This is a genomic window from Streptomyces sp. NPDC002926, from assembly GCF_053591755.1.
Genome location: NZ_JBSFUK010000024.1, coordinates 65266 through 84191, shown reverse-complemented (window position 1 = coordinate 84191; position 18926 = coordinate 65266). Strand labels below are relative to the sequence as shown.

At 69.6% G+C, this 18926-nt stretch carries 17 protein-coding genes; 7 read left to right on the top strand and 10 right to left on the bottom strand.

Going from position 1 to position 18926, the window contains the following annotated elements:
- Positions 1-68: 68 nt before the first annotated feature.
- From ACWDZ6_RS26925 to ACWDZ6_RS26910, 4 genes are all read right to left on the bottom strand, one after another.
- Entirely contained in the window at positions 69-1289 is a 1221-nt protein-coding gene (locus ACWDZ6_RS26925) for a cysteine desulfurase-like protein (protein WP_451504881.1), read from the bottom strand.
- Between the two features lie 329 nt (positions 1290-1618).
- Positions 1619-1921, bottom strand: a complete 303-nt coding sequence (locus ACWDZ6_RS26920) for a hypothetical protein (RefSeq protein WP_451504889.1) — start codon at positions 1919-1921, stop codon at positions 1619-1621.
- A 156-nt stretch (positions 1922-2077) separates the two neighbouring features.
- Positions 2078-3433, bottom strand: coding sequence for an NADP-specific glutamate dehydrogenase (gene gdhA, locus ACWDZ6_RS26915; RefSeq protein WP_451504888.1), 1356 nt, complete (start codon positions 3431-3433; stop codon positions 2078-2080).
- Positions 3434-3676: 243 nt separating this feature from the next.
- A complete protein-coding gene (locus ACWDZ6_RS26910; RefSeq protein WP_451504880.1) occupies positions 3677-4129 on the bottom strand; it encodes a MarR family winged helix-turn-helix transcriptional regulator in 453 nt (150 codons plus the stop codon).
- Positions 4130-4221: 92 nt separating this feature from the next.
- Between ACWDZ6_RS26910 and ACWDZ6_RS26905 the strand changes: the two genes are divergently transcribed.
- A complete protein-coding gene (locus ACWDZ6_RS26905) occupies positions 4222-5034 on the top strand; it encodes an alpha/beta fold hydrolase (protein WP_451504879.1) in 813 nt (270 codons plus the stop codon).
- A 363-nt stretch (positions 5035-5397) separates the two neighbouring features.
- Here ACWDZ6_RS26905 and ACWDZ6_RS26900 read toward each other — a convergent pair whose 3' ends face one another.
- On the bottom strand, positions 5398-6684 hold the full coding sequence (locus ACWDZ6_RS26900) for an AI-2E family transporter (RefSeq protein WP_451504878.1): 1287 nt from the start codon (positions 6682-6684) through the stop codon (positions 5398-5400).
- Between the two features lie 370 nt (positions 6685-7054).
- Between ACWDZ6_RS26900 and ACWDZ6_RS26895 the strand changes: the two genes are divergently transcribed.
- Positions 7055-7480 carry a hypothetical protein gene (locus ACWDZ6_RS26895; protein ID WP_451504877.1) on the top strand — a complete coding sequence of 142 codons (426 nt, stop codon included), beginning with the start codon at positions 7055-7057 and terminating at the stop codon, positions 7478-7480.
- A 29-nt stretch (positions 7481-7509) separates the two neighbouring features.
- Here the strand turns inward: ACWDZ6_RS26895 and ACWDZ6_RS26890 are convergent, their stop codons facing one another.
- The 3 genes from ACWDZ6_RS26890 to ACWDZ6_RS26880 all read right to left on the bottom strand — a co-directional run bounded on the left by ACWDZ6_RS26890 (position 7510) and on the right by ACWDZ6_RS26880 (position 11531).
- Positions 7510-8562, bottom strand: a complete 1053-nt coding sequence (locus ACWDZ6_RS26890) for a chitinase (protein WP_451504876.1) — start codon at positions 8560-8562, stop codon at positions 7510-7512.
- 203 nt (positions 8563-8765) lie between these two features.
- Positions 8766-10130: a pyridoxal phosphate-dependent decarboxylase family protein gene (locus ACWDZ6_RS26885; protein ID WP_451504875.1), complete on the bottom strand. Its 1365-nt coding sequence runs from the start codon at positions 10128-10130 to the stop codon at positions 8766-8768.
- 21 nt (positions 10131-10151) lie between these two features.
- On the bottom strand, positions 10152-11531 hold the full coding sequence (locus ACWDZ6_RS26880; RefSeq protein WP_451504874.1) for a glutamine synthetase family protein: 1380 nt from the start codon (positions 11529-11531) through the stop codon (positions 10152-10154).
- 199 nt (positions 11532-11730) lie between these two features.
- Here ACWDZ6_RS26880 and ACWDZ6_RS26875 point away from each other — a divergent pair, with 199 nt between their 5' ends.
- The 4 genes from ACWDZ6_RS26875 (at position 11731) to ACWDZ6_RS26860 (ending at position 16015) form a co-directional block, all read left to right on the top strand.
- Complete coding sequence (locus ACWDZ6_RS26875; protein ID WP_451504873.1) at positions 11731-12537, top strand: acetoacetate decarboxylase family protein; 807 nt, start codon at positions 11731-11733, stop codon at positions 12535-12537.
- 179 nt (positions 12538-12716) lie between these two features.
- Positions 12717-14189 (top strand): aldehyde dehydrogenase, encoded by a 1473-nt coding sequence (locus tag ACWDZ6_RS26870; RefSeq protein WP_451504872.1) that lies wholly within the window; start codon positions 12717-12719, stop codon positions 14187-14189.
- On the top strand, positions 14182-15147 hold the full coding sequence (locus tag ACWDZ6_RS26865) for a 3,4-dihydroxyphenylacetate 2,3-dioxygenase (RefSeq protein ID WP_451504871.1): 966 nt from the start codon (positions 14182-14184) through the stop codon (positions 15145-15147). Before ACWDZ6_RS26870 ends, ACWDZ6_RS26865 begins: the two co-directional genes overlap by 8 nt.
- 19 nt (positions 15148-15166) lie before the next feature.
- Positions 15167-16015 carry a fumarylacetoacetate hydrolase family protein gene (locus ACWDZ6_RS26860; protein WP_451504887.1) on the top strand — a complete coding sequence of 283 codons (849 nt, stop codon included), beginning with the start codon at positions 15167-15169 and terminating at the stop codon, positions 16013-16015.
- Between the two features lie 61 nt (positions 16016-16076).
- On the opposite strand, the gene ACWDZ6_RS26855 is transcribed toward ACWDZ6_RS26860, so the two are convergent.
- Positions 16077-16796: a gamma-glutamyl-gamma-aminobutyrate hydrolase family protein gene (locus ACWDZ6_RS26855; protein WP_451504870.1), complete on the bottom strand. Its 720-nt coding sequence runs from the start codon at positions 16794-16796 to the stop codon at positions 16077-16079.
- Positions 16797-17033: 237 nt separating this feature from the next.
- A complete protein-coding gene (locus ACWDZ6_RS26850) occupies positions 17034-17606 on the bottom strand; it encodes a MarR family winged helix-turn-helix transcriptional regulator (RefSeq protein ID WP_327327707.1) in 573 nt (190 codons plus the stop codon).
- Positions 17607-18035: 429 nt separating this feature from the next.
- Between ACWDZ6_RS26850 and ACWDZ6_RS26845 the strand changes: the two genes are divergently transcribed.
- On the top strand, positions 18036-18830 hold the full coding sequence (locus ACWDZ6_RS26845; protein ID WP_451504869.1) for an intradiol ring-cleavage dioxygenase: 795 nt from the start codon (positions 18036-18038) through the stop codon (positions 18828-18830).
- Positions 18831-18926 lie beyond the last annotated feature (96 nt).

Here is an 18926-nt window from a genome sequence, read left to right as displayed (position 1 = left end):
CCCGCCCGGGGGCCGACGACCGGTCGGCCGCGGCCGACCGCGGCCGGCCGGGCGCGGGCGGCCGTGGGTCAGCGAGCTTCGGATGCCGGGTGCAGGTAGTCCGAGAGGCCCTGCAGGAGCCGCTCCACGTCCTCGGCGTTGTTGTACGGGGCGAGGCCGACACGTAGTCCTCCCGCGTCACCCAGACCGAGTCGGCGCGATGCCTCCAGAGCGTAGAAGGAGCCTGACGGCGCGTAGATTCCCCGGTCGGCCAGGTATCGGTATGCCTCGAGTGTGCTGCGGCCGCGGATGGTCAGCAGCAGTGTCGGGGTGCGCTCGGCCGCTCGTGAGTGCACGGTGATCGCCTCGAAGCGGCTCAGCCCCTCCTCGATACGTAGCCGCAGGGTGTCCTCGTGGTCTTCGAGCGCGGTGAACGCGGAGGCCAGCCGCTCCCGGCGGGTGCCGTCGCGGTGCGGGCCCAGGCCGGCCAGGAAGTCGACGGCGGCGTGGGCGCCCGCGAGGAGTTCGTACGGCAGGGTGCCGAACTCGAAGCGCTCGGGCACGGAATTCGGCGAGGGCAGCAGTTTGTCCGGCTCCAGAGTTTCGAGAAGTCCGGGCCGACCGGCGATGACGCCGAGGTGCGGTCCGAGGAACTTGTAGGGGGAGCAGGTGAAGAAGTCCGCACCGAGCCGTCCGATGTCGACACGGGCATGGGCGGTGTAGTGGACGCCGTCGACGTAGAGGAGTGCTCCGGTCTCATGGGCCAGCCGGGCGATCTCCGGGACGGCGGGGCGGGTACCGAGGAGGTTGGATGCGGCGGTCACGGCGACCAGGCGGGTGCGCTCGGAGAGCACGGCGCGTATGTCGTCGGCGGTCAGTTCGCCGGTGGCCGGGTCGAAATCGGCCCATCGCACGGTGGCTCCGGCAGTTGCCGCCGCCTGTATCCAGGGGCGGATGTTGGAGTCGTGGTCGAGGCGGGTGACGACGACTTCGTCGCCGGGCGACCAGGTCTTGGCGAGGGTCCGGGAGAAGTCGTACGTCAGCTGCGTGGCGCTGCGGCCGAAGACGATGCCGGACGGACTTGCGCCCAGCAGGTCTGCCAGTGCCTGGCGGGCGCCGGTGACGATGGCCTCGGCGTTGCGCTCGCCGAGCGTGTTCTGGCCGCGGTTGGACAGCGGGTTCGCCAGCGCGTCGGCGATGGCGTCGATGACGGGCTGCGGAGTCTGTGAGCCACCCGGGCTGTCGAAGTGGGCCGAGCCGGCCTTCAACGCGGGAAACCGGGCGCGGACGGCGTCGATGTCGTAGCTCATGCGGAACTCCTCGGGCCGGTCGGCACCACCTCGCGGTGGGGTCTCATAGGCCCATTGTGGCTCTCGCGCCACCTCGGACACGGGCGTCCGCCTCGGCCGCTCCCGTGATGACCTCACTGCTGAGCGATATGGTGCGGGGCCGTCGGTTCGGCGACCCGGCAGATACAGCTCAGGTGTGCCGCCGCTTGCCGCGGGCTGCCACCAATCGGTGCGGTACACCGGCGAGCCGGGCAGTTCCACGGAGCCGCAGGCGCGGAACTGCCGATCCGGGGACGGGCCGGTCCCCTTCGCGGCGCTGGTGGCAGGGCGTCGAGGGGCGGGGGAGGAGCTCAGCTCGCGTAGGGATCGGGGTTCCTGCCGTGCCGGGCGAGAAAGGCGAAGTCGCAGCCGGTGTCGGCCTGGTTGATCTGCTCGGTGTACAGGGCGCCGTAGCCCCGGTCGTACCGCTGTGGCGGCGGTGTCCATTCAGCCCTGCGCCGCTCGAGCTCCTCGTCCGGGATCTCGAGTCTGAGGGTGCGCGCCGCGACGTCCAGGGTGATGAGGTCCCTGCTGCGGACCAGCGCCAGTGGGCCGCCGATGTGCGGTTCGGGGGCGATGTGCAGTACGCAGGTGCTGTAGCTGGACACTCCCAAATCTCGCGTATCGCGTCTCATATATGACGTATGAAGACAACGCGATGAAGCTGGAACCGCGCCCCTGCTTCGTCAATGGTTCGCGCAGCAGCGGTCATTGGTTCGCTGCGTGGGCCCGGGGTCGACCGGGCCCACCGTCCACAGCTGCCGCTCCCGTCAGATGAGTCCCTGGGCCAGCATCGCGTCCGCGACGCGCTCGAAGCCCGCGATATTCGCTCCGGTCACATAGTCGCCCGGTGCCCCGTAGCGCTCGGCGGTCTCGTAGGTGACGCGATGGATATCGCGCATGATCTCGGCGAGTTCGTCCTCCACGCGCCCGGGTGTCCAGGAGTCGCGGGCGGCGTTCTGGCGCATCTCCAGGGCGCTGACGGCGACACCGCCGGCATTCGCGGCCTTGCCCGGGCCGAAGGCCACACCCGCGTCCTGCAGAATGCGCACCGCATCCGGAGTGGTGGGCATGTTGGCGCCCTCGGAGACGGCCTTGACACCGTTGCGGACCAGGGCGCGAGCGCCGTCGGCGTCGAGCTCGTTCTGAGTGGCCGAAGGGAAGGCGACGTCGCAGGGCACGTCCCACACCCGGCCGCCGTGAACGTAGCGGGCGGAGGTGCCGCGGCGCTTCGCGTACTCGCTGACGCGCGCGCGTTCGACCTCCTTGATCTGCTTGAGCAGCTCGAGGTCGATGCCCTTCTCGTCCACCACATAGCCCTCGGAGTCGGAGCAGGTCATGGGATGGGCGCCGCTGCGTGTCAGCTTTTCGATGGTGTGGACGGCGACGTTGCCCGAGCCGGAGACCACGGCCCCCTGGCCCGCGAGCTCTTCTCCCCGCCGGCTCAGCATCTCGGCCGCGAAGAGCACGCTGCCGTAGCCGGTCGCCTGCGTGCGCATCGCCGAGCCGCCCCACCCCTGGCCCTTGCCGGTGAGGACCCCCGCCTCCCAGCGGTTGGTGATACGCCGGTACTGGCCGAAGAGATAGCCGATTTCGCGGCCGCCGACGCCGATGTCGCCGGCCGGGACGTCGGTGTGGTCGCCGATGTGCCGGTGAAGCTCCGTCATGAAGGACTGGCAGAAGCGCATGACTTCGGCGTCCGAACGACCTCGTGGGTCGAAGTCGCTGCCGCCCTTGCCGCCGCCGATACCCAGTCCGGTGAGGGCGTTCTTGAAGATTTGCTCGAAGCCGAGGAACTTCACGACGCCCAGGTTCACCGATGGGTGGAAGCGCAGGCCGCCCTTGTAGGGGCCGAGTGCGCTGTTGAACTCCACCCTGAATCCTCGGTTGACGTGCACTGCCCCGCGGTCGTCCTGCCAGGGCACCCGGAAGATGATCTGCCGTTCTGGCTCGCAGAGGCGCTCGATGAGCCCTGGCTGCGCGTACTCGGGACGGGCGGCGAGTACGGGAGCCAGGGTCTCCAGCACTTCCGTTGAAGCCTGATGGAATTCGGGCTGGGCCGGGTTGCGGCGCTCGAGGTCGGCGCGCAGGGAAGCGAGTCGGGCCTTCGAGGAAGACAGGGTCACAGCAGGTCCCTTCCTGCCCGGCCGGGCAGATGGCGGCCCGGCCGTGGCGGTGACGGTCCAGGTGTCGTTGCCAGCCAGCAGTACGGCCTGGTCGTGCGTACCGTTCATTGCGGTGTCGGTTTCGAGTCGGGGCCACGGAACGGAAAAGGGCTCCCACTGGCGTGGATGAGGTGCCGTACCTGGACGGACATCACCTCGCCGGAAATCTTCCTCCGGTCCGGACCGCAACGGGCAGGAACACGCTTAATCGGTGGGGACTTGATGCCCGTCGCTGTCGCGGCCGCCCTGGTCGGGCAGCAGTCGCATCAGCAGTGAATGGAGAAGATCCCGCTCCTGCGGCGAGAGCGGTGCGAAGGACTCCGCGAGCACGCGGTCCACCACCGCGCGGCCGTTGTCGAGCACGGCTTCGCCGGCGGGGTTGAGCCGGTGCCGGATGGCGCGCCCCGGTCCCGCAGTGCGTTCGATGAGGCCAAGCGCGAGCAGCCGCTTGGCGAGGGTGCCGAAGGACTGGTCGCTCTGGAAGGTCAGGAGGGCCAACTCGTGGGATGTCGAATCGGGATGGCGGTGGATGGCACGGAGCGCGTCCCACTGGACGAGCGTGGTTCCCTGCTCGCCCAGCAAGGCGTCGAGAGTGCGGTGATGACGGTGCTGCAGCCGTTTCACGGCCAGTCCAAGATCTTGGAGTGCGACGGGCATGCGGCCACTATAGAGCAGTGAATAAGCTTGCTTATATAAACATCCTTACTTAGGCTCGCATCGTCACCGCACACCTCCCGAAGGGCTCACCCATGTCCGACAACACATCGGCCCACGCCCACGCTGCCCCTCTCATCGGCGGAGCCCCCCTGACCTGGGACGACCAGGGCACCGGCCGCCCGTTCCTCCTGCTGCACGGTGGCGCCGGCCCCGGGTCCGTCCTGCCGTTCGCAACGCTGCTGGCCCGCCACGGGCGGGTGCTGACGCCCACCCACCCGGGCTTCGCGGGCCACCCGCGTCCCGACAGCCTCGACAGCATCCCCGGACTCGCGTCCGTCTACCTCGATCTGCTCCAGCAGCTCGACCTGCGTGACGTCACCGTGGTCGGAAACTCCCTGGGCGGCTGGATCGCGTCCGAGCTCGCCCTGCGCGACCCCTCCCGCATCGGCCGCATCGTCCTCGTCAACGCCGTCGGTATCCACGTCGACGGCGACGCCACCGAGATCGCCGACATCTTCGCGCTGCACCCCGACCAGGCCGCCCGTCTGGCTTTCCATGACCCGTCGGCGCGGCCCGACCCGGCCGCGCTCACCAGCGACGAGCTCGCCGCGGCCGCGGCAAACCGGACGGCGGCCGCCGTCTACGCCGGCGATCCGTACATGCACGACCCGGAACTGCGCCGGCGGCTGCGCAGCGTCGACGTGCCCGTCCTTGTCGCCTGGGGCCGGCAGGACGGGATCGTCACTCCGGCCTACGGCAGGGCATATGCCGAGTCGTTCGCGGCGGCCCGGTTCGAACTCGTCGAGGACGCCGGGCATTTCCCGCAGATCGAACAGCCCACGCGTCTTCTCGGTCTGATAAGGGAGTTTGCCGGTGATACGGCCCGGCCCGTCCACTCCTTGTGAGCGGAGTACGGCACCCGGCCCCTGGCGCAGGGGCGCGGCCGGGCGCCCGCAGGACGCGGGCATCAGCACGCTGCACGAACACGCCGCACGGCGGCGGGGCTGACAGGCGCCCGGGACGGCACGCCCGCGGGCGCACCATACCGGCGCCTGTCAGCCTTCCGTCGTGGCCTCGTTCACGATCCCGATCAGCTCCATGGCGGCGGAGAAGTCCGCGGTCAGCCGGTTCTGGGTCAGGGCGAACGCGATACCGGTTGCGCGTCTCCAACAGGCCCACCCGGGAGGCGTTCCCGGTCCCGACAAGGGCCGGGACGTCGGCTCTTCCCCCGGCAGCGGTCCCCCGCGCTGACGTTGGATTGCCGGGACTCACTTCGCGGGCGGCGGAGGCCGGCCACGGGCCTTACGGTCCCGTCCCTCGGCCGGAGCCGGGTGCTGCGGCGTCTCCGCTTCACGCGCCCGGCGCAGCGCCAGATAGACCGACCAGAGGACGGACACCAGCGGCACGGCCACCACCGCCCCCAGTACTCCGGCCGCGACGGCGCCGCCGATGACCGTGAGCGCGACCACCACCGGATGCAGCCGAACGGCCCAGCTCATCACGATCGGATGCAGCAGATGGCCCTCGATCTGCCCGATGATCACGATGAGGGCGACGACCATGGCCGCGATCAGCGGGCCTTTGGCGGCCAGAGCCACCACGGCGGCGACCGCGAGGGCGATGGGTGAGCCGATCAGCGGAACAAAGGCGGCGAAGAACTCCAGCAGAGCCAGCGGGAGCGCGAGCGGCACGCCGAGAGCGAAGAGGGCCACGCCGACCAGGATCGCGTTGGTCGCGGCCACCAGCACGATGCCGTGGGTGTAGCCGGTGAAGGTCTGCCAGGCCGCGCTGCCCGCGATCGACACCCGTTCCCGTGCCGTCGGCGGAAGCTGGTCGCAGAACCAGCGCCACTGCCGGTCGCCGGAGTGGATGAAGAAGACCGAGGAGAACAGGGCCAGGGCGAACACGGTCAGGACTTCGACCAGCCGGCCGGCGCCGCTGAGTGCCGTACTGAAGAGGGTGGCCCGGTGGCTTGACAGGAAATTCCCGATCCGGGACTGGATGTCGGTGAGTGCCCCGGAGTTGAGCTCGAACGGCGGCCCCTCGAGCCAGCGCTCGATCCTGACAAAGCCTGCCCGGAACTCCCGCACCAGCCCGGCCTGCTCTCCCGCCACCGCCTCACCGACCAGCGTCAGGACCCCGAGGACGACGATGATGCTGCCGAGCATGGACACGGCGACGGCGAGCGGTCGTGGCAGAAAGCGCGCCAGGAGGTCGGCCAGTGGCCGGAGCATTGCGGTGATGACCATGCCGAGGAAGACAGCCACGGCGATCTCGTGGAACCGCCCCAGCACCGAGAAGACGGCGTACACGAGGCCGCCCACCACGAGGATCCGCCATGAGTACGCGGCAGCCGTCTGCAGGACGGGGAGCACCCGGGGCTCGCCGCCGGGCCGGGAGCGGGATGGCGGGCGCCGGCCGGCCGCTTTTCCGGCCGGAGCAGGGGTGATGCCGCGCAGTGCCTGACGCGACGCGGTACGGATCCGGTGCCGGCGCCCGGCGGGCGGCCCGCCGGGGTCCGGACTTCTGGACTGTGGATCCGATGGTGTGGGCATCCACAAGCTCGTACCACCCTGGGCCCTTCGTGCCACGCCCCCCGCGCGATATTCGCCCGAAGGTACGCGGGCCGTGTGGCGCGGCTGTCTGCGCCGGAGCGTCACCACGGCGAGGGGGCCGTCCGCGGCTGGCTGAGCCGCCGAGGGAACGGAACCGGCTCTGTGCGCATCTGGACAGCGGGGAACAGTATGCGAATCGGGGAGGGTCTTGATGACGACTGGCCGAGGTGTGCGGCGCGCGGGGGCCGCGGCAATGGTGGCCTTACTCTGCTGCGCTGTGTTGGTGGCGTGTGGACACGAGCGGCCGGGGTCGGGCGAAGTGGTGGCCGGTGGTGGCGCTCAGGGGCAGTCGGGGACGGCGGAGGGGAGCATGGACGAGACGACCGACGAGACGACCGACGAGTCCGGTGCGGAGCAGCCCGACCTGACGAGCGACGAGTCCGGTGCGGAGCAGCCCGACCTGACGACCGAGGGCGATGGCGATCCGGTGGTGACGTCCGAGGAGGAGATGGCGGGCTGGTACGACGCGAAGGCCGACTTCCGCGGCTATCTCTCCTCGAACGCCGTCACTTCCGACGACGTCCTGCCTCCCATGGTCGGCAAGGTCATCATCCGCAAGGTGGGGGACCGCAATGAGGCGCGGATCTGGATGCGGGAAGGGCTCCGGTCGGATGAGGAGCACATGCGGCGGGTGGCGGACGCCTTCGCCACGTGGCGTCAGGACGTCTACGACGACACAGGCCGGGTGAGCGTCCTCGCCGGTGCCAAGATGGGCGGCACCGAAAAGGACTGGTAGCGGTCACCTGCCGCGCGGCGCCGTCGGTTTCAGCGGCCCTGAAGGGCCTTGACGTTGTTCCCGAACGTCCAGCCCTTCGACCCGTCCCAGTTGATGGACCAGGTCATCAGTCCCTTCAAGCCGTTGTTGTACTTGTTCCAGGCCTGCGACACCAGGTTCGGCGACATATGGCCGCCCCCGGCGCCCGGTTGCGCCGGCAGTCCTGGAACCTGCTTGTCATAGGGAACCCTGGTCGTGGTGCCCTGGACGACCAGCCCCTTGTTGAGGCAGTCCGTCTGCGCGGTGAACCCTTGGACGGTGCCCGCGGAGTAGGAGTCGCCGGAGCACCCGTACATGCTGCCGTTGTAGTACTGCATGTTCAGCCACCAGAGCCGGCCGTTGTCCGCGTACTTCTTCACGATGGGCAGGTACGCGCCCCAGATCGAGCCGTACGCCACGCTGCCTCCAGTGACATAGGCCGTCTCGGGCGCCATCGTCAGGCCGAAGTTCGAGGGCATCCGGGCCAGTACGCCGTCGATGATGCGAACGAGGTTGGCCTGCGAGGCCGACAGCTGGTTGATGTTGCCGCTGCCGATGAGCCCCGTCTCGATGTCGATGTCGATGCCGTCGAAGTTGTACGCCTTGAGGATCGGCACCACCGTCGCGACGAACCGGTCGGCGACGGTGCTGGAGCTGAGGTCGATACCGGCCGTCGCACCGCCGATGGACATCAGGATCGTGAGACCGGCAGCCTTGGCCTGGCACATCTCGGCCGGGGTGGCGACCTTCACCGTCGCGTCCATCCCGTCCTCCCACAGGAGGGTGCCGTCCGAACGAATAACCGGGAAGGCCGCATTGACCACGTTGTAGCCGTGATCACGGATGCGGGTGTCAGTGATCGGAGTCCAACCGAACGGCGGGTGAACGCCGTTCGCCGCGCCGTCCCAGTTCTCCCAGTACCCCTGGAGCACCTTGCCCGAGGGCTTCGGCTTGACCGCGCAGGTGGCGGCTCGCGGTGAACTCGGCGCCGCGGCGACCAACACCTGCACGACACAAGCCATCGCCAGGCCGACACCCAGAAGACGTAACCTCCGACCGATCATGCCGTGCTCCCTTCTCGCTGTTTCTGGCCATCACCGCATCGAAGGCGTCCATGACGGCCTGGCGCTGCGTGAGTTGGTGAACCGCGTTGAGTGGGACGGCGTGCGATCGGGGCAGGCCTGGAGACTCGCGTGAGGTGATGCACCACACGATAAAAAGGTCCAGACCTATCGTCAATAGGTCTGGACCAACCGGCGGGCGCCGGCTAGGACGGTCGCGCGAGCTGCTCGAGCCGGGTGTGCAACCGCTGCACATGATCCTCGGACTCCGGCTTCATCAGGACGCTGCGCAGGATGCGCGCACCGTCCGCGTCGGTGGTCACCTTGGGGTGGCGTGCCGCGAAGGCATGGGCATCCGCCCGCAGCGTGCTGAGGAACACCGGGTCCCGCTCGGTCATGCCCTGACGCAGCACGCGTTCCGAGGCCGTGTCGATGGCGGACAGGGCGGCGGGGTCGGTCGCGGGGAAGTAGCACACGATGTCGAGCTCGGGGGACTGGTACAGCTCCAGGGCGTCCGAGGCCTCGATCAGTTCCGACCAGCGCAGGGCGGCTCGGCGGCCTGCGGCGAGGACCTTGCCCAGGCCGTCGGTTGTGGGCGGCAGCAGTTGGAAGGTGAGCCAGAGGGCCGCGGCCGAGGCACCGGCCCGGGAGCACTCCAGACTGATCTCGCCGAGATGCAGTTCCGTGGAGGTGAAGTATGTGTAGGGCGAGTCGTGCAGATAGAAGCGGCCCACCTCGGGGTCGGCGAAGATGACCGCGCCGCAGCCGTACGGCTGGAGCCCATGCTTGTGCGGGTCGACCACCACCGAGTCGCACCGGGCGATGGCGTGCCACGGCGCATCGGGCAGACCTGCCGCTCCCTCGGCGCCGGCGAGCAGCGTGAAGAAGCCTCCGTAGGCGGCATCGACATGGAGGCGTATGCCGTACTTCTCCCGCAGGGCGAGTGCCTGATGGACGGGATCGATCGCGCCGAGGCCGGTGGTGCCGGCGGTGAGCACGACCGTGCCGACACGGCCGGTGCGCAGCAGCTCCTCGAGGGCGTCCATATCCATGCGGCCCCGGTCGTCCGTGGGGACGGCGTGCCCCTCGATGCCCAGCACGCCGCACATCCGGCCGTGGGTGTAGTGGGCCTCCGCGCTGTAGGCGACGCCCTGGTCGGGGTGGAGTTCGCGGGCGACGAAGAGCGCCTCCAGGTTGGCGACGGTGCCGCTGGTGGTGAGATGGCCGAGATGGGTGCCGAAGCCGAACATGGTGGCCAGCTGCTGGACCACCTCGCGTTCCATCGCTGCCGTGGCCGGACCGCCGTCCAGCGCATGGTTGTTGGGATTGATCAGCATGGCGGTGACATAGCCGACCACGGCGGCCGGGTGCGGTGGCTTGAGCATCTGCCCGGCGTAGCGCGGGTGGAAGAAGGGATAGTTGTCCTTCAGCCGCTCGGTGAACTCCGCGAACACTTCGGCGAATCGGTCGTCATCGACGGCGAGTGACGGGTGTGTCGTGTACGAGCCGAAGCCTGCCGACCACTCCTGGTTGGATCGTGCCGCTTCGCGGAGCCAGTGCTGCAGGTCCATGGATTTCCCTTCGTGCGGTGGTCAGAGCATGTGTGCGTACTCGCGGAACTCCCAGTCGGTGACCGCGCGTTCGAAGCGGGAGTGTTCCTGGCGCTTGAGGGCGGTGAAGACCTCGACGAAGCGGGGGCCGAGCGCGTCGCCGAGGAGTTTGTCCTCCTCGAGGGCGGTGAGAGCGCTGCCGAACGACGACGGCAGTGGCGCTCCCTCGGTGCCCGGGTTCTCCGTGAGGGGCGGGGGCGGGGACAGGTCGCGATCGATTCCGTCCAGTCCCGCTGCGAGCAGGGCCGCGATGACGAGGTAGGAGTTTGCGGCGCCGTCGGCGACGCGGACCTCGATCCGGGTGCCGGGCCCGCGCTCGGGCGGGATCCGGACATAGGCGGTCCTGTTGTCATAGCCCCAGTTGGCGGTGGTGGGCGCGAGCGAGTCGGGCGAGGCGAGCCGCTTGTAGGCGTTGACGGTGGGGTTGAGCAGGGCGGTGAGCGCCGGTGCGTGCTCCAGAACGCCGGCGAGGAAAGACTGTCCGAGGCTGCTGAGACCGCCCTCGCCCGACGGTTCGGCGAACAGGTTCCCGCCGTCGTTGTTCACGAGCGACACATGGACGTGGTGTCCGCTGCCCGCCTTGTCGGAGAAGGGCTTGCCCATGAAGGTGGCCCGCAGGCCGCGGGCCGCCGCGATCTCCTTGACGGCGTACTTGAACAGGAAAGCCCGGTCCGCGGCCTCCAGTGCCGGTCCGTGCGTGTGGTTGATCTCGAACTGGCCGCCGCTGAACTCCTGGTTGCCGGTCTGTACGCGCAGCCCGAGCGCATGGCATTCGCGGATCAGCAGCGGGAGCAGGCCATCGGGGTCGTGCGCCGCTCCGACCACGTATCCGGCGCTGTCGTGCTCGGAGTACTGGCGCCAGCCGTGCGGCGCCCCCGAGTCCGGGGTCAGCAGATAGAACTCCAGCTCGGGCGCGGCGACGGCATGGAGGCCGCGGCGGGCGAGTCGGTCGACCTGGTTGCGCAGCAGCCCCCGCGGGTCCAGATGCAGCGGGGCGTGGTTGTTCGACGAGTCCGTGACGTCGGCGAGCAGGAACGCGGTCGCGGGCGCGTAGCCGGGGATCGCGAGTGTGGCCGGGTCGATCCGGGCGTGTGCGTCGGGCCAGCCGCTTCCCGAGCTTTCGGACAGGTCCAGCGGGTTTCCGCCGAGGTCGGTGACCATGACGGCCTGGCAGAAGGACAGGCCGGGTCCGGCGAACCGCGACAACTCGCTGACGTGTACCTCTTTGCCCCGGGCGACTCCGTGCAGATCGCTCCACAGCACCCGGACGAGGTCGATGCCTCGGGCGGCGAGCTCGTCCGCGAGAGCGGCGAGTTCCTGTGGTGTGGCGCCCGGATGCGCGGGGGAGGGTTGGGTGGACACGGTATGCCCCTTCCGGTCGTCCGGCGGCGCTCCATTTGGGCTCAAACGTATTCCGTGGGTTCCTGCCTGGCAAGCCTCCCGCGTGGGCCGGGCCGGACGGAAGCGGATCGGGTGGCGGGCGGGGTTGACGGAGGGTGCGGGAGCATTATTATTTGGATCCAAACGAACTGCAGTCTGCCCACCCCACCGAGGAGACATCGTGTCGCTGACGCGCGGTTACTTCCACCCCAAGACGGCGACGGGCAGCTCATCACTCATCCCCTCGCCCCCGTGGCACTACTCCGGAGACCTCCTCACCGTCGAGTACCGCACCGATCCCGCCCGGGTGCGCGAACTGCTCCCCGAACCGCTGGAGCTCACCGACGAGGACCCCGGTGCGGTCGCCCTCATCTGGGCCGACTGGCAGTCCTGCTCCGGCTCCGGCGAGGAACTGCTCGACCCGGTGCGCTCCCAGTACAAGGAGGCCTTCGCCGTGGTCCGCTGCTCCTACCGGGGGAGAACGTACTCGCGCTGCGTCTACATCTGGGTGGACAAGGACTTCGCTGTCGCCCGCGGGCTGCACCAGGGCTACCCCAAGAAGCTCGGCTCGATCCATCAGACCCGCCCGCATCCGTACGGGGCCGCCCCGCGGATCGAGTCCGGCGCCCGCTTCGGGGCGACGCTCGCGGCCGCCGACCGTCGCCTCGCGCAGGCCGTGGTGACGTTGCGGGAGGAGTCGGGGACGAACGGGTTCGTCAACGGCCACCCCATGGCGCACCACCGCTGGCTCCCCTCCATCGAGAAGGGCAAGGGGCTCGCGCTCGACGAGCTCATCGAGACCGGCGCCGCGTCCTTCGAGGCCGGGCAGGCCTGGCGCGGTGAGGCCGAGCTCGAGCTGTTCGAGGCGCCGACGGAGGAACTGGCGCGGCTGGACGTACGGGAGCCGATCGCGGCGTACTACCGGCAGGTGGGAGTGGTCTGGGACGGAGGGCGCTTGCTGGAGTCCGGCACGTCCGGGGCCGTGTAGCGCCCGCGGCCGGCTCTTCCCGCCCTGTCCGCCGTGCCGTTGTGCCCGGTCAGGGGGCTCCACCGCGTGGGTTCCGCACCGGACCTCGCGCCCCACTCTCTTCCAGCCCTCGTCCGGAGGACCCCACCGGGCCGTTCAGCGGCGCCCGCAACCCTCATCGCAACCTGGAGCACCTGGACATGACCGTACACATCACCGCCGTCGCCGGCGTCACCGTCGACACCCGGCACTGGATCGGTGGCGAGCGCGTGGCCTCCGCCGGGACCTTCACCGACGTCTCGCCCATCGACGGCGCCACGCTCGGCGAGATCGCCCGCGGAACGGCAACGGAGGCCGAGGTGGCCGTCGCCGCCGCGAAGGCCGCCTTCCCCGCCTGGGCGGGCACCCCGAGAGCAGAACGCGCCCGCATTCTGCACGCCATCGCCGACGGCGTCGAGAAACGCATCGAGGACCTGGCGATCGTCGAAACACATGACAACGGCGCCCTGCTGCGCTCCCACCGCCGCAGCGTCATACCGCGCGTCGCGCACAACTTCCGCTTCTTCGCGGACCGGCTGCTCCGGCTCGGCCACGAGGACTTCGACACTCGCGGTCACACCAACCACGTCTCCTGGGACCCGGCCGGCCCCTGCGTCCTGATCACGCCGTGGAACGCTCCGCTGATGCTCGCGACCTGGAAGATCGCCCCGGCTCTCGCCGCCGGGAACACGGTGATCCTCAAGCCCGCCGAGTGGTCCCCGCTCACCGCATCCCTGCTGGCGGACGTCGCGGCCGAGGCCGGACTCCCGGCCGGCGTCCTCAACGTCGTCCAGGGTTACGGCTGCGAGGCCGGCAGCGCTCTTGTCTCGCACCCGGACGTGCGGCGCGTCAGCTTCACCGGCTCGGTGCCCACCGCTCGTACGATTGCCGCCGCGACCGCCGCCAACCTGACACCCGTCAGCTTCGAACTGGGCGGCAAGTCCCCTCTGTTGGTCTTCTCGGACGCCGACCTCGACCTCGCCGTCGACCTCGCCGTGGAACAGTACGACAACGCCGGACAGGTGTGCCTGGCCGCCACCCGCATCCTTGTCGAGGAGTCGATCGCCGAGGAGTTCACCCGGCGCTTCGTGGCCAAAGCGGAACAGCTGCGGCAGGGCGACCCACGCGCCGAGGCCACCGGCATCGGCCCCAACATCCACTCCCGCCAGCTCGAGAAGATCGAGGGCTTTGTGCGGCGGGCGCTGGCGGCCGGCGCACGCGCCGTCATCGGCGGCGGCCCCAACACCGAGCTGGGCGGCCTCTTCTACCGGCCGACGCTGCTGGCCGACGTGGCGCAGGACAGCGAGATCGTCCAGGAGGAGGTCTTCGGCCCCGTCCTGACGCTGCAGACCTTCGGCACCGAGGACGAGGCGGTCGCTCTCGCCAACGACACCCGCTTCGGCCTTGCCGCCACCGTCGTCACCGGCGACCGCGAGCGCGCCGGGCGCGTCGGCGCACAGCTCGTCGCGGGCACCGTCTGGGTCAACTGCTTCTTCGTGCGGGACCTTCAGGCACCGTTCGGTGGCTCCCGCCACTCCGGTATCGGCCGAGAGGGCGGCACCTGGAGCTTCGACTTCTACTGCGACATCAAGAACACCGTGACGGCACCGAGGGGATGGCAGGACCATGGGTGAGATCGTCGGTGCGGGACTGCTTTCGCACGTCCCCACCATCGTGCTCCCGCAGGAGGACCGGTTCGAGCTGAACAACGGCAAGGAGATCACCCTTGTCACCGGCCTTCAGGAGCTGCGCCGGGACGTCTTCGGGGCCGTCGGCTACGACACCGTCGTCGTCCTGGACTCGCACTGGGCGACCACCGTCGAGTTCGTCATCACCGCCCAGGAGCGCCGCGCCGGCCTGTTCACCTCCGAAGAGCTGCCGCGAGGGATGCGCCGTATGCCCTACGACTTTCCCGGCGACCCCGAACTCGCCCACAACGTCGTTCAATTCGCCGGGAAACACGGCACCTGGATCACCGCCGCCGACGATGCGTGGCTACCGATCCACTACGCCACCGTCAACCTGTGGAAGTACCTGGGCGAAGGGCTGCCGGACAAGCGCTGGGTCACCATAGGCGTCTGCCAGACCGGCGACATGGAGGACCACCTGCGGCTCGGCCGCGCCCTCGCCGACGGTATAGCGGCGACCCCCGGCCGCAAGGTGCTGGTGATCGCCTCCGGTGCCCTCTCGCACACGTTCTGGCCGCTGCGCGAGTTGCGCGACCACGAGCCCAGCGACCCGTCCCACATCTTCAGCGCCGAGGCCCGGGAGGCCGACCGGAAGCGCATCGCCTGGTTCAAGGAGGGCCGCCACGCCAAGGTCCTTGAGACCATGCCGGAATTCTGGAAGCACAAGCCCGAGGCGAAGTTCTTCCACTATCTGATGATGGCGGGCGCGCTCGGTGAGGGTGAGTGCATCGCCGGGGCGCGGCAGTACGGGGAGTACGAGAACGCCATCGGCACCGGCCAGGCACACCTCTGGTTCGACCGCCCGGCCGAGGGCTGGACCGGGACCGGCACACCCAACGCCGCACCCCGCCTGCGCCACGACCCGCACCACCACCGCGACCCGCATGCCGACCAGGAGAGCTGACATGCCCGAGACGACCGAGATCTCCGAGTACCGCCGTATCCTCCTCGACGGCGCCGTCGTCGAGACAGTCCGTGACGGCGACGAGCTGGTCGCCGGCGACGGCCGCCGGGTCAAGGCCGACGAGGCACGGCATCTCCCCCCAATCGTCCCGTCCAAGATCGTCGCGGTCCATCTCAACCACCGCAGCAGGGTCGACGAGTTCCGGATCGGGCTCCCGGACACACCGACGTACTTCCACAAGCCGACGTCGTCGCTCAACGCGCATCAGGGCGCCGTCGTCCGCCCCGGGGGATGCAAATGGCTCAACTACGAGGGCGAGGTCGCCATCGTCATCGGCAGGACCTGCCGCAACGTCGCGCCGGACCGGGCGGGGGAGTACATCGCGGGCTACACCATCGCCAACGACTTCGGCCTGCACGACTTCCGCGACACCGACGCCGGCTCCATGCTGCGCGTCAAGGGCTCCGACACGCTCTGTCCGCTGGGCCCCGGCCTGGTCACCGACTGGGACTTCCACGGCAAGCGGCTGCGTACATACGTCAACGGCGAAGTCGTCCAGGACGGTTCGACCGACGAGATGAACTGGGACATGCACTATCTCGTCGCCGACATCGCCCGCACCATCACCCTGTTCCCCGGCGACGTTCTGCTGTCCGGCACGCCGGCCAACTCGCGGCCGGTCAAGCCCGGCGATGTCGTGGACGTGGATGTCGAGGGCCTCGGCCGGCTCACCAACCACATCGTCAGCGGCCCGGCCGCGATCCGCGCGGACGTTGGCGCGCAGCCCACCGAGTCGGAGGAGGTGCTCTCCACGGCGCTCGGCGGCGACTGGGAGTTCCGCGGCGTCAGGCCGCCCGGGCGGGACTGACCCCCGAGCCAAAGGTGTGGGGCCGGATCATCAGGGATCCGGCCCCACACCGCTCAGCCCGTCACAGCACGCCGGCAGCCCGCACGAGCGCCTCGAAGAGCCGTTGCTGGGCGGGATCCTCGTGCGCGGTGTCCTCGGGATGCCACTGCACTGCCGCGAACCAGCCCTGCGCTCCGGTGAGTTCCACCGCCTCGGGTGTGCCGTCGGCGGCCGTGGCGGCGATGCGCAGCCCGTCACCGAGTCGGTCGACGCACTGGTGGTGCCAGCAGGAGGCCTCGGTCTTCTCGGCACCGGTGATCCGGGCGATCCGCGAACCGGGCCGTATTGCTACGGGGTGCACCGTATCGCGGTGCTCTCGACCGCCCATGTCCTGGTGCAGAGTGCCGCCCAGAACGGTGTTGACGACCTGGAGCCCGCGGCAGACAGCGAGCAGCGGCAGACCACTGCGCAGCGCCTGGCGGGCGACTTCGAGGTCGAAGCCGTCCTGCTCGTCGTCGACGTCGTACACACTGTCGTGCCGGCCCCGGGCACCGTAGCGATGAGGGGCGAGGTCGCCCCCGCCGGGCAGCAGGAGGCCGTCGAACCGGGCCAGCCGGGCCGCGACCCCGGAGGGATCGGCGATGCCATCGGGGGCGTACGGATGGATGGTCACGGGCTCACCGCCCGCCCGCCACACCGCCTCGACGAGGGCACGGGCGTTGACCTCGGCGGCGTACCGCAGCGCGGAGGTGGAGTCGGCGAAGCGGGCGGGGAGCGCGATCAGGGGTCTTGGGGCTGTCACAGCTGGATCCAGGTGGACGTGAGCTCGGTGTACTTCTCGCCGTTGTTTGATATCAAACGATATGAATCCGCGTCCGCACCGTCAAGGGCCTGACCATCCGTGAGGCCGGAGGCGACGTGAAGCCAGGCATCGTGCGACCGGAGGGATCGTGAGGCCTGGGGCCGCGCGCGTGCTCAGGCCCGGCGATGTGCGTGCCCATGCCCGGCGATGTGCGTGCTCAAGCCTGGCGGCGGTCGCTCACGCCTTCGGGCGCCGACCGCTGCGCCGCCGCACCGGGGGAGCCCCGTCGAGCAGCTGCATCCGCCGCTCCTCGCCGTGCGCCTCGATCTGCACGACGACGCGGCGCAGTGCGTCCGCCGTCTGCAGGCACTCCTCGTCGCTGAGCTGCTCGGCGACGAAGGCCTCCTCGGCGTTGAACTCCGGGAAGAGGCTGTGCATCTGCGCCTCGCCCTTGTCGGTGAGGGCCAGCAGCACCCGTCGGCCATCGGTGGGGTGCTCGGTACGCCTGACCAGCCCCCGCGACTCGAGGGTGCGCGCGACGCCCGTCAGTGTTCCCTTCGAGATCCCCGCTTCCTCGGCCACCTGGCGGGTCTCCATCTCGCCCCAGATCCATACGACCCACAGCACCACGAAGCCGGTCCAGGTCAGATCGGAGCCGCGCAGCACGGAGTTCTCCACATGCTGGCGCACCGCTGCGGCCGCGCGGTGGATGTTGCCCACCATGGCCATCTGCTCGTGCCGGATCGGTGTGTCGCCCAGCTTGGCCCGGACCATCCGCTCGGTCTCGGTGATGGATCGCTGACCAGGCACGAACCCTCCTTCGAACGGTCGCGGTTGTTCGGGCTCGAATTATAGGTGGGTGCGGATCAGGCCACGCGGCGTCGGGCGTGTGGAGCGGCGTCTGCCCACCCCGCACTTCGGTCGACGAGCTGGGTCGGCAAAGACTTCGAATGTCTTTGAAAGGCCGCCGGGGAGGGGAAGTTGTTCTGCGGCGGGCCGCGGCTCGGGTGTGGGTGCAGGTCAATCCCCGCTTCACGGCTGCCCTGTCCGGCCATCGGCGAGTGCCTCGGTGGACGGTGACGTTCATGTGGTCTGGACAACTGGCACAATGCCGGGCACGCTCGCCCGCACAGCGTCCGCAAGCGACCGCCGCGTCGGCGGGCCCTGAACCGCGAGGCAATCGTTTGTGGCCAAAAGATGTTCTTGTCATGCACACGGCATGGGCCTACCTTGCCGTTCATGAGCGATTCCCCCCACCCCCAGGGCGAGCCGTCCAACGGCCGCGAGAACGCATCCCGCCGCGCAGTCCTCACCGGACTCGGCGCTACAGCACTGTCACTGGCCGCCGCGGGACTGGCGGCCCCCGAAGGGCTCGGGACGAGCCCCCAAATAGAACAGGCACCGGCAGCCGCCACGCTCGAAGCCGCATGTGTGCTGACTCCCGAACAGACAGAAGGCCCCTACTACCTGGACCTGGAGACGGTCCGCAAGAACATCACCGAAGGCAAGTCCGGCGTGCCGCTCACCCTGCGCACCACGGTGATCGACACCAGAACCTGCGCCCCGATCCCGAATGTCGCCGTCGACATATGGCACTGCGACGCGCGGGGGATCTACTCCGGTTACGTCGCCGGCGGCTCGACCCCGGACACCACCTTCCTGCGCGGTGTTCAGCTCACCAACTCCAGCGGCGTCGCCGAATTCACCACCATCTACCCCGGCTGGTACGTCGGCCGCGCCCTGCACATCCACCTCAAGACGCACGTCGGCGGCACCGTCTCCGGCGGCACGTACGAGGGCGGGCACGTCTCCCACACCGGCCAGCTGTACTTCCCCGAGAACTACAACACCCAGGTCGCCGCCCTCGCCCCGTACCGGACCAACACCGCCCGTCGCACGCTCAACGCCCAGGACGGCATCTACCGCAACGGCGGGTCGTCGACGCTGCTCAACATCACCCTGGTCGGCAGCACGCTCAGCCAAGGCGTCATCGGCACCGTGCTCCTCGGCATCAACCCCACCGCAACTCCCTGACGAGCGGTGACCTGATCGGACAATGACGGCGCAGTCGCCAACCGGCGGCTGCGCCGTCCCACGTGCTCACTCGCAGTCCGCCCGGAGGGCCGCTCG

Coding starts and splice junctions, on each gene's coding strand:
- ACWDZ6_RS26925 (WP_451504881.1), bottom strand. CDS start 1,289: ATGAGCTACGACATCGACGCCGTCCGCGCCCGGTTTCCCGCGTTGAAG.
- ACWDZ6_RS26910 (WP_451504880.1), bottom strand. CDS start 4,129: ATGCCCGTCGCACTCCAAGATCTTGGACTGGCCGTGAAACGGCTGCAG.
- ACWDZ6_RS26905 (WP_451504879.1), top strand. CDS start 4,222: ATGTCCGACAACACATCGGCCCACGCCCACGCTGCCCCTCTCATCGGC.
- ACWDZ6_RS26900 (WP_451504878.1), bottom strand. CDS start 6,684: ATGCCCACACCATCGGATCCACAGTCCAGAAGTCCGGACCCCGGCGGG.
- ACWDZ6_RS26895 (WP_451504877.1), top strand. CDS start 7,055: ATGGACGAGACGACCGACGAGACGACCGACGAGTCCGGTGCGGAGCAG.
- ACWDZ6_RS26890 (WP_451504876.1), bottom strand. CDS start 8,562: ATGATCGGTCGGAGGTTACGTCTTCTGGGTGTCGGCCTGGCGATGGCT.
- ACWDZ6_RS26885 (WP_451504875.1), bottom strand. CDS start 10,130: ATGGACCTGCAGCACTGGCTCCGCGAAGCGGCACGATCCAACCAGGAG.
- ACWDZ6_RS26870 (WP_451504872.1), top strand. CDS start 12,717: ATGACCGTACACATCACCGCCGTCGCCGGCGTCACCGTCGACACCCGG.
- ACWDZ6_RS26865 (WP_451504871.1), top strand. CDS start 14,182: ATGGGTGAGATCGTCGGTGCGGGACTGCTTTCGCACGTCCCCACCATC.
- ACWDZ6_RS26845 (WP_451504869.1), top strand. CDS start 18,036: ATGAGCGATTCCCCCCACCCCCAGGGCGAGCCGTCCAACGGCCGCGAG.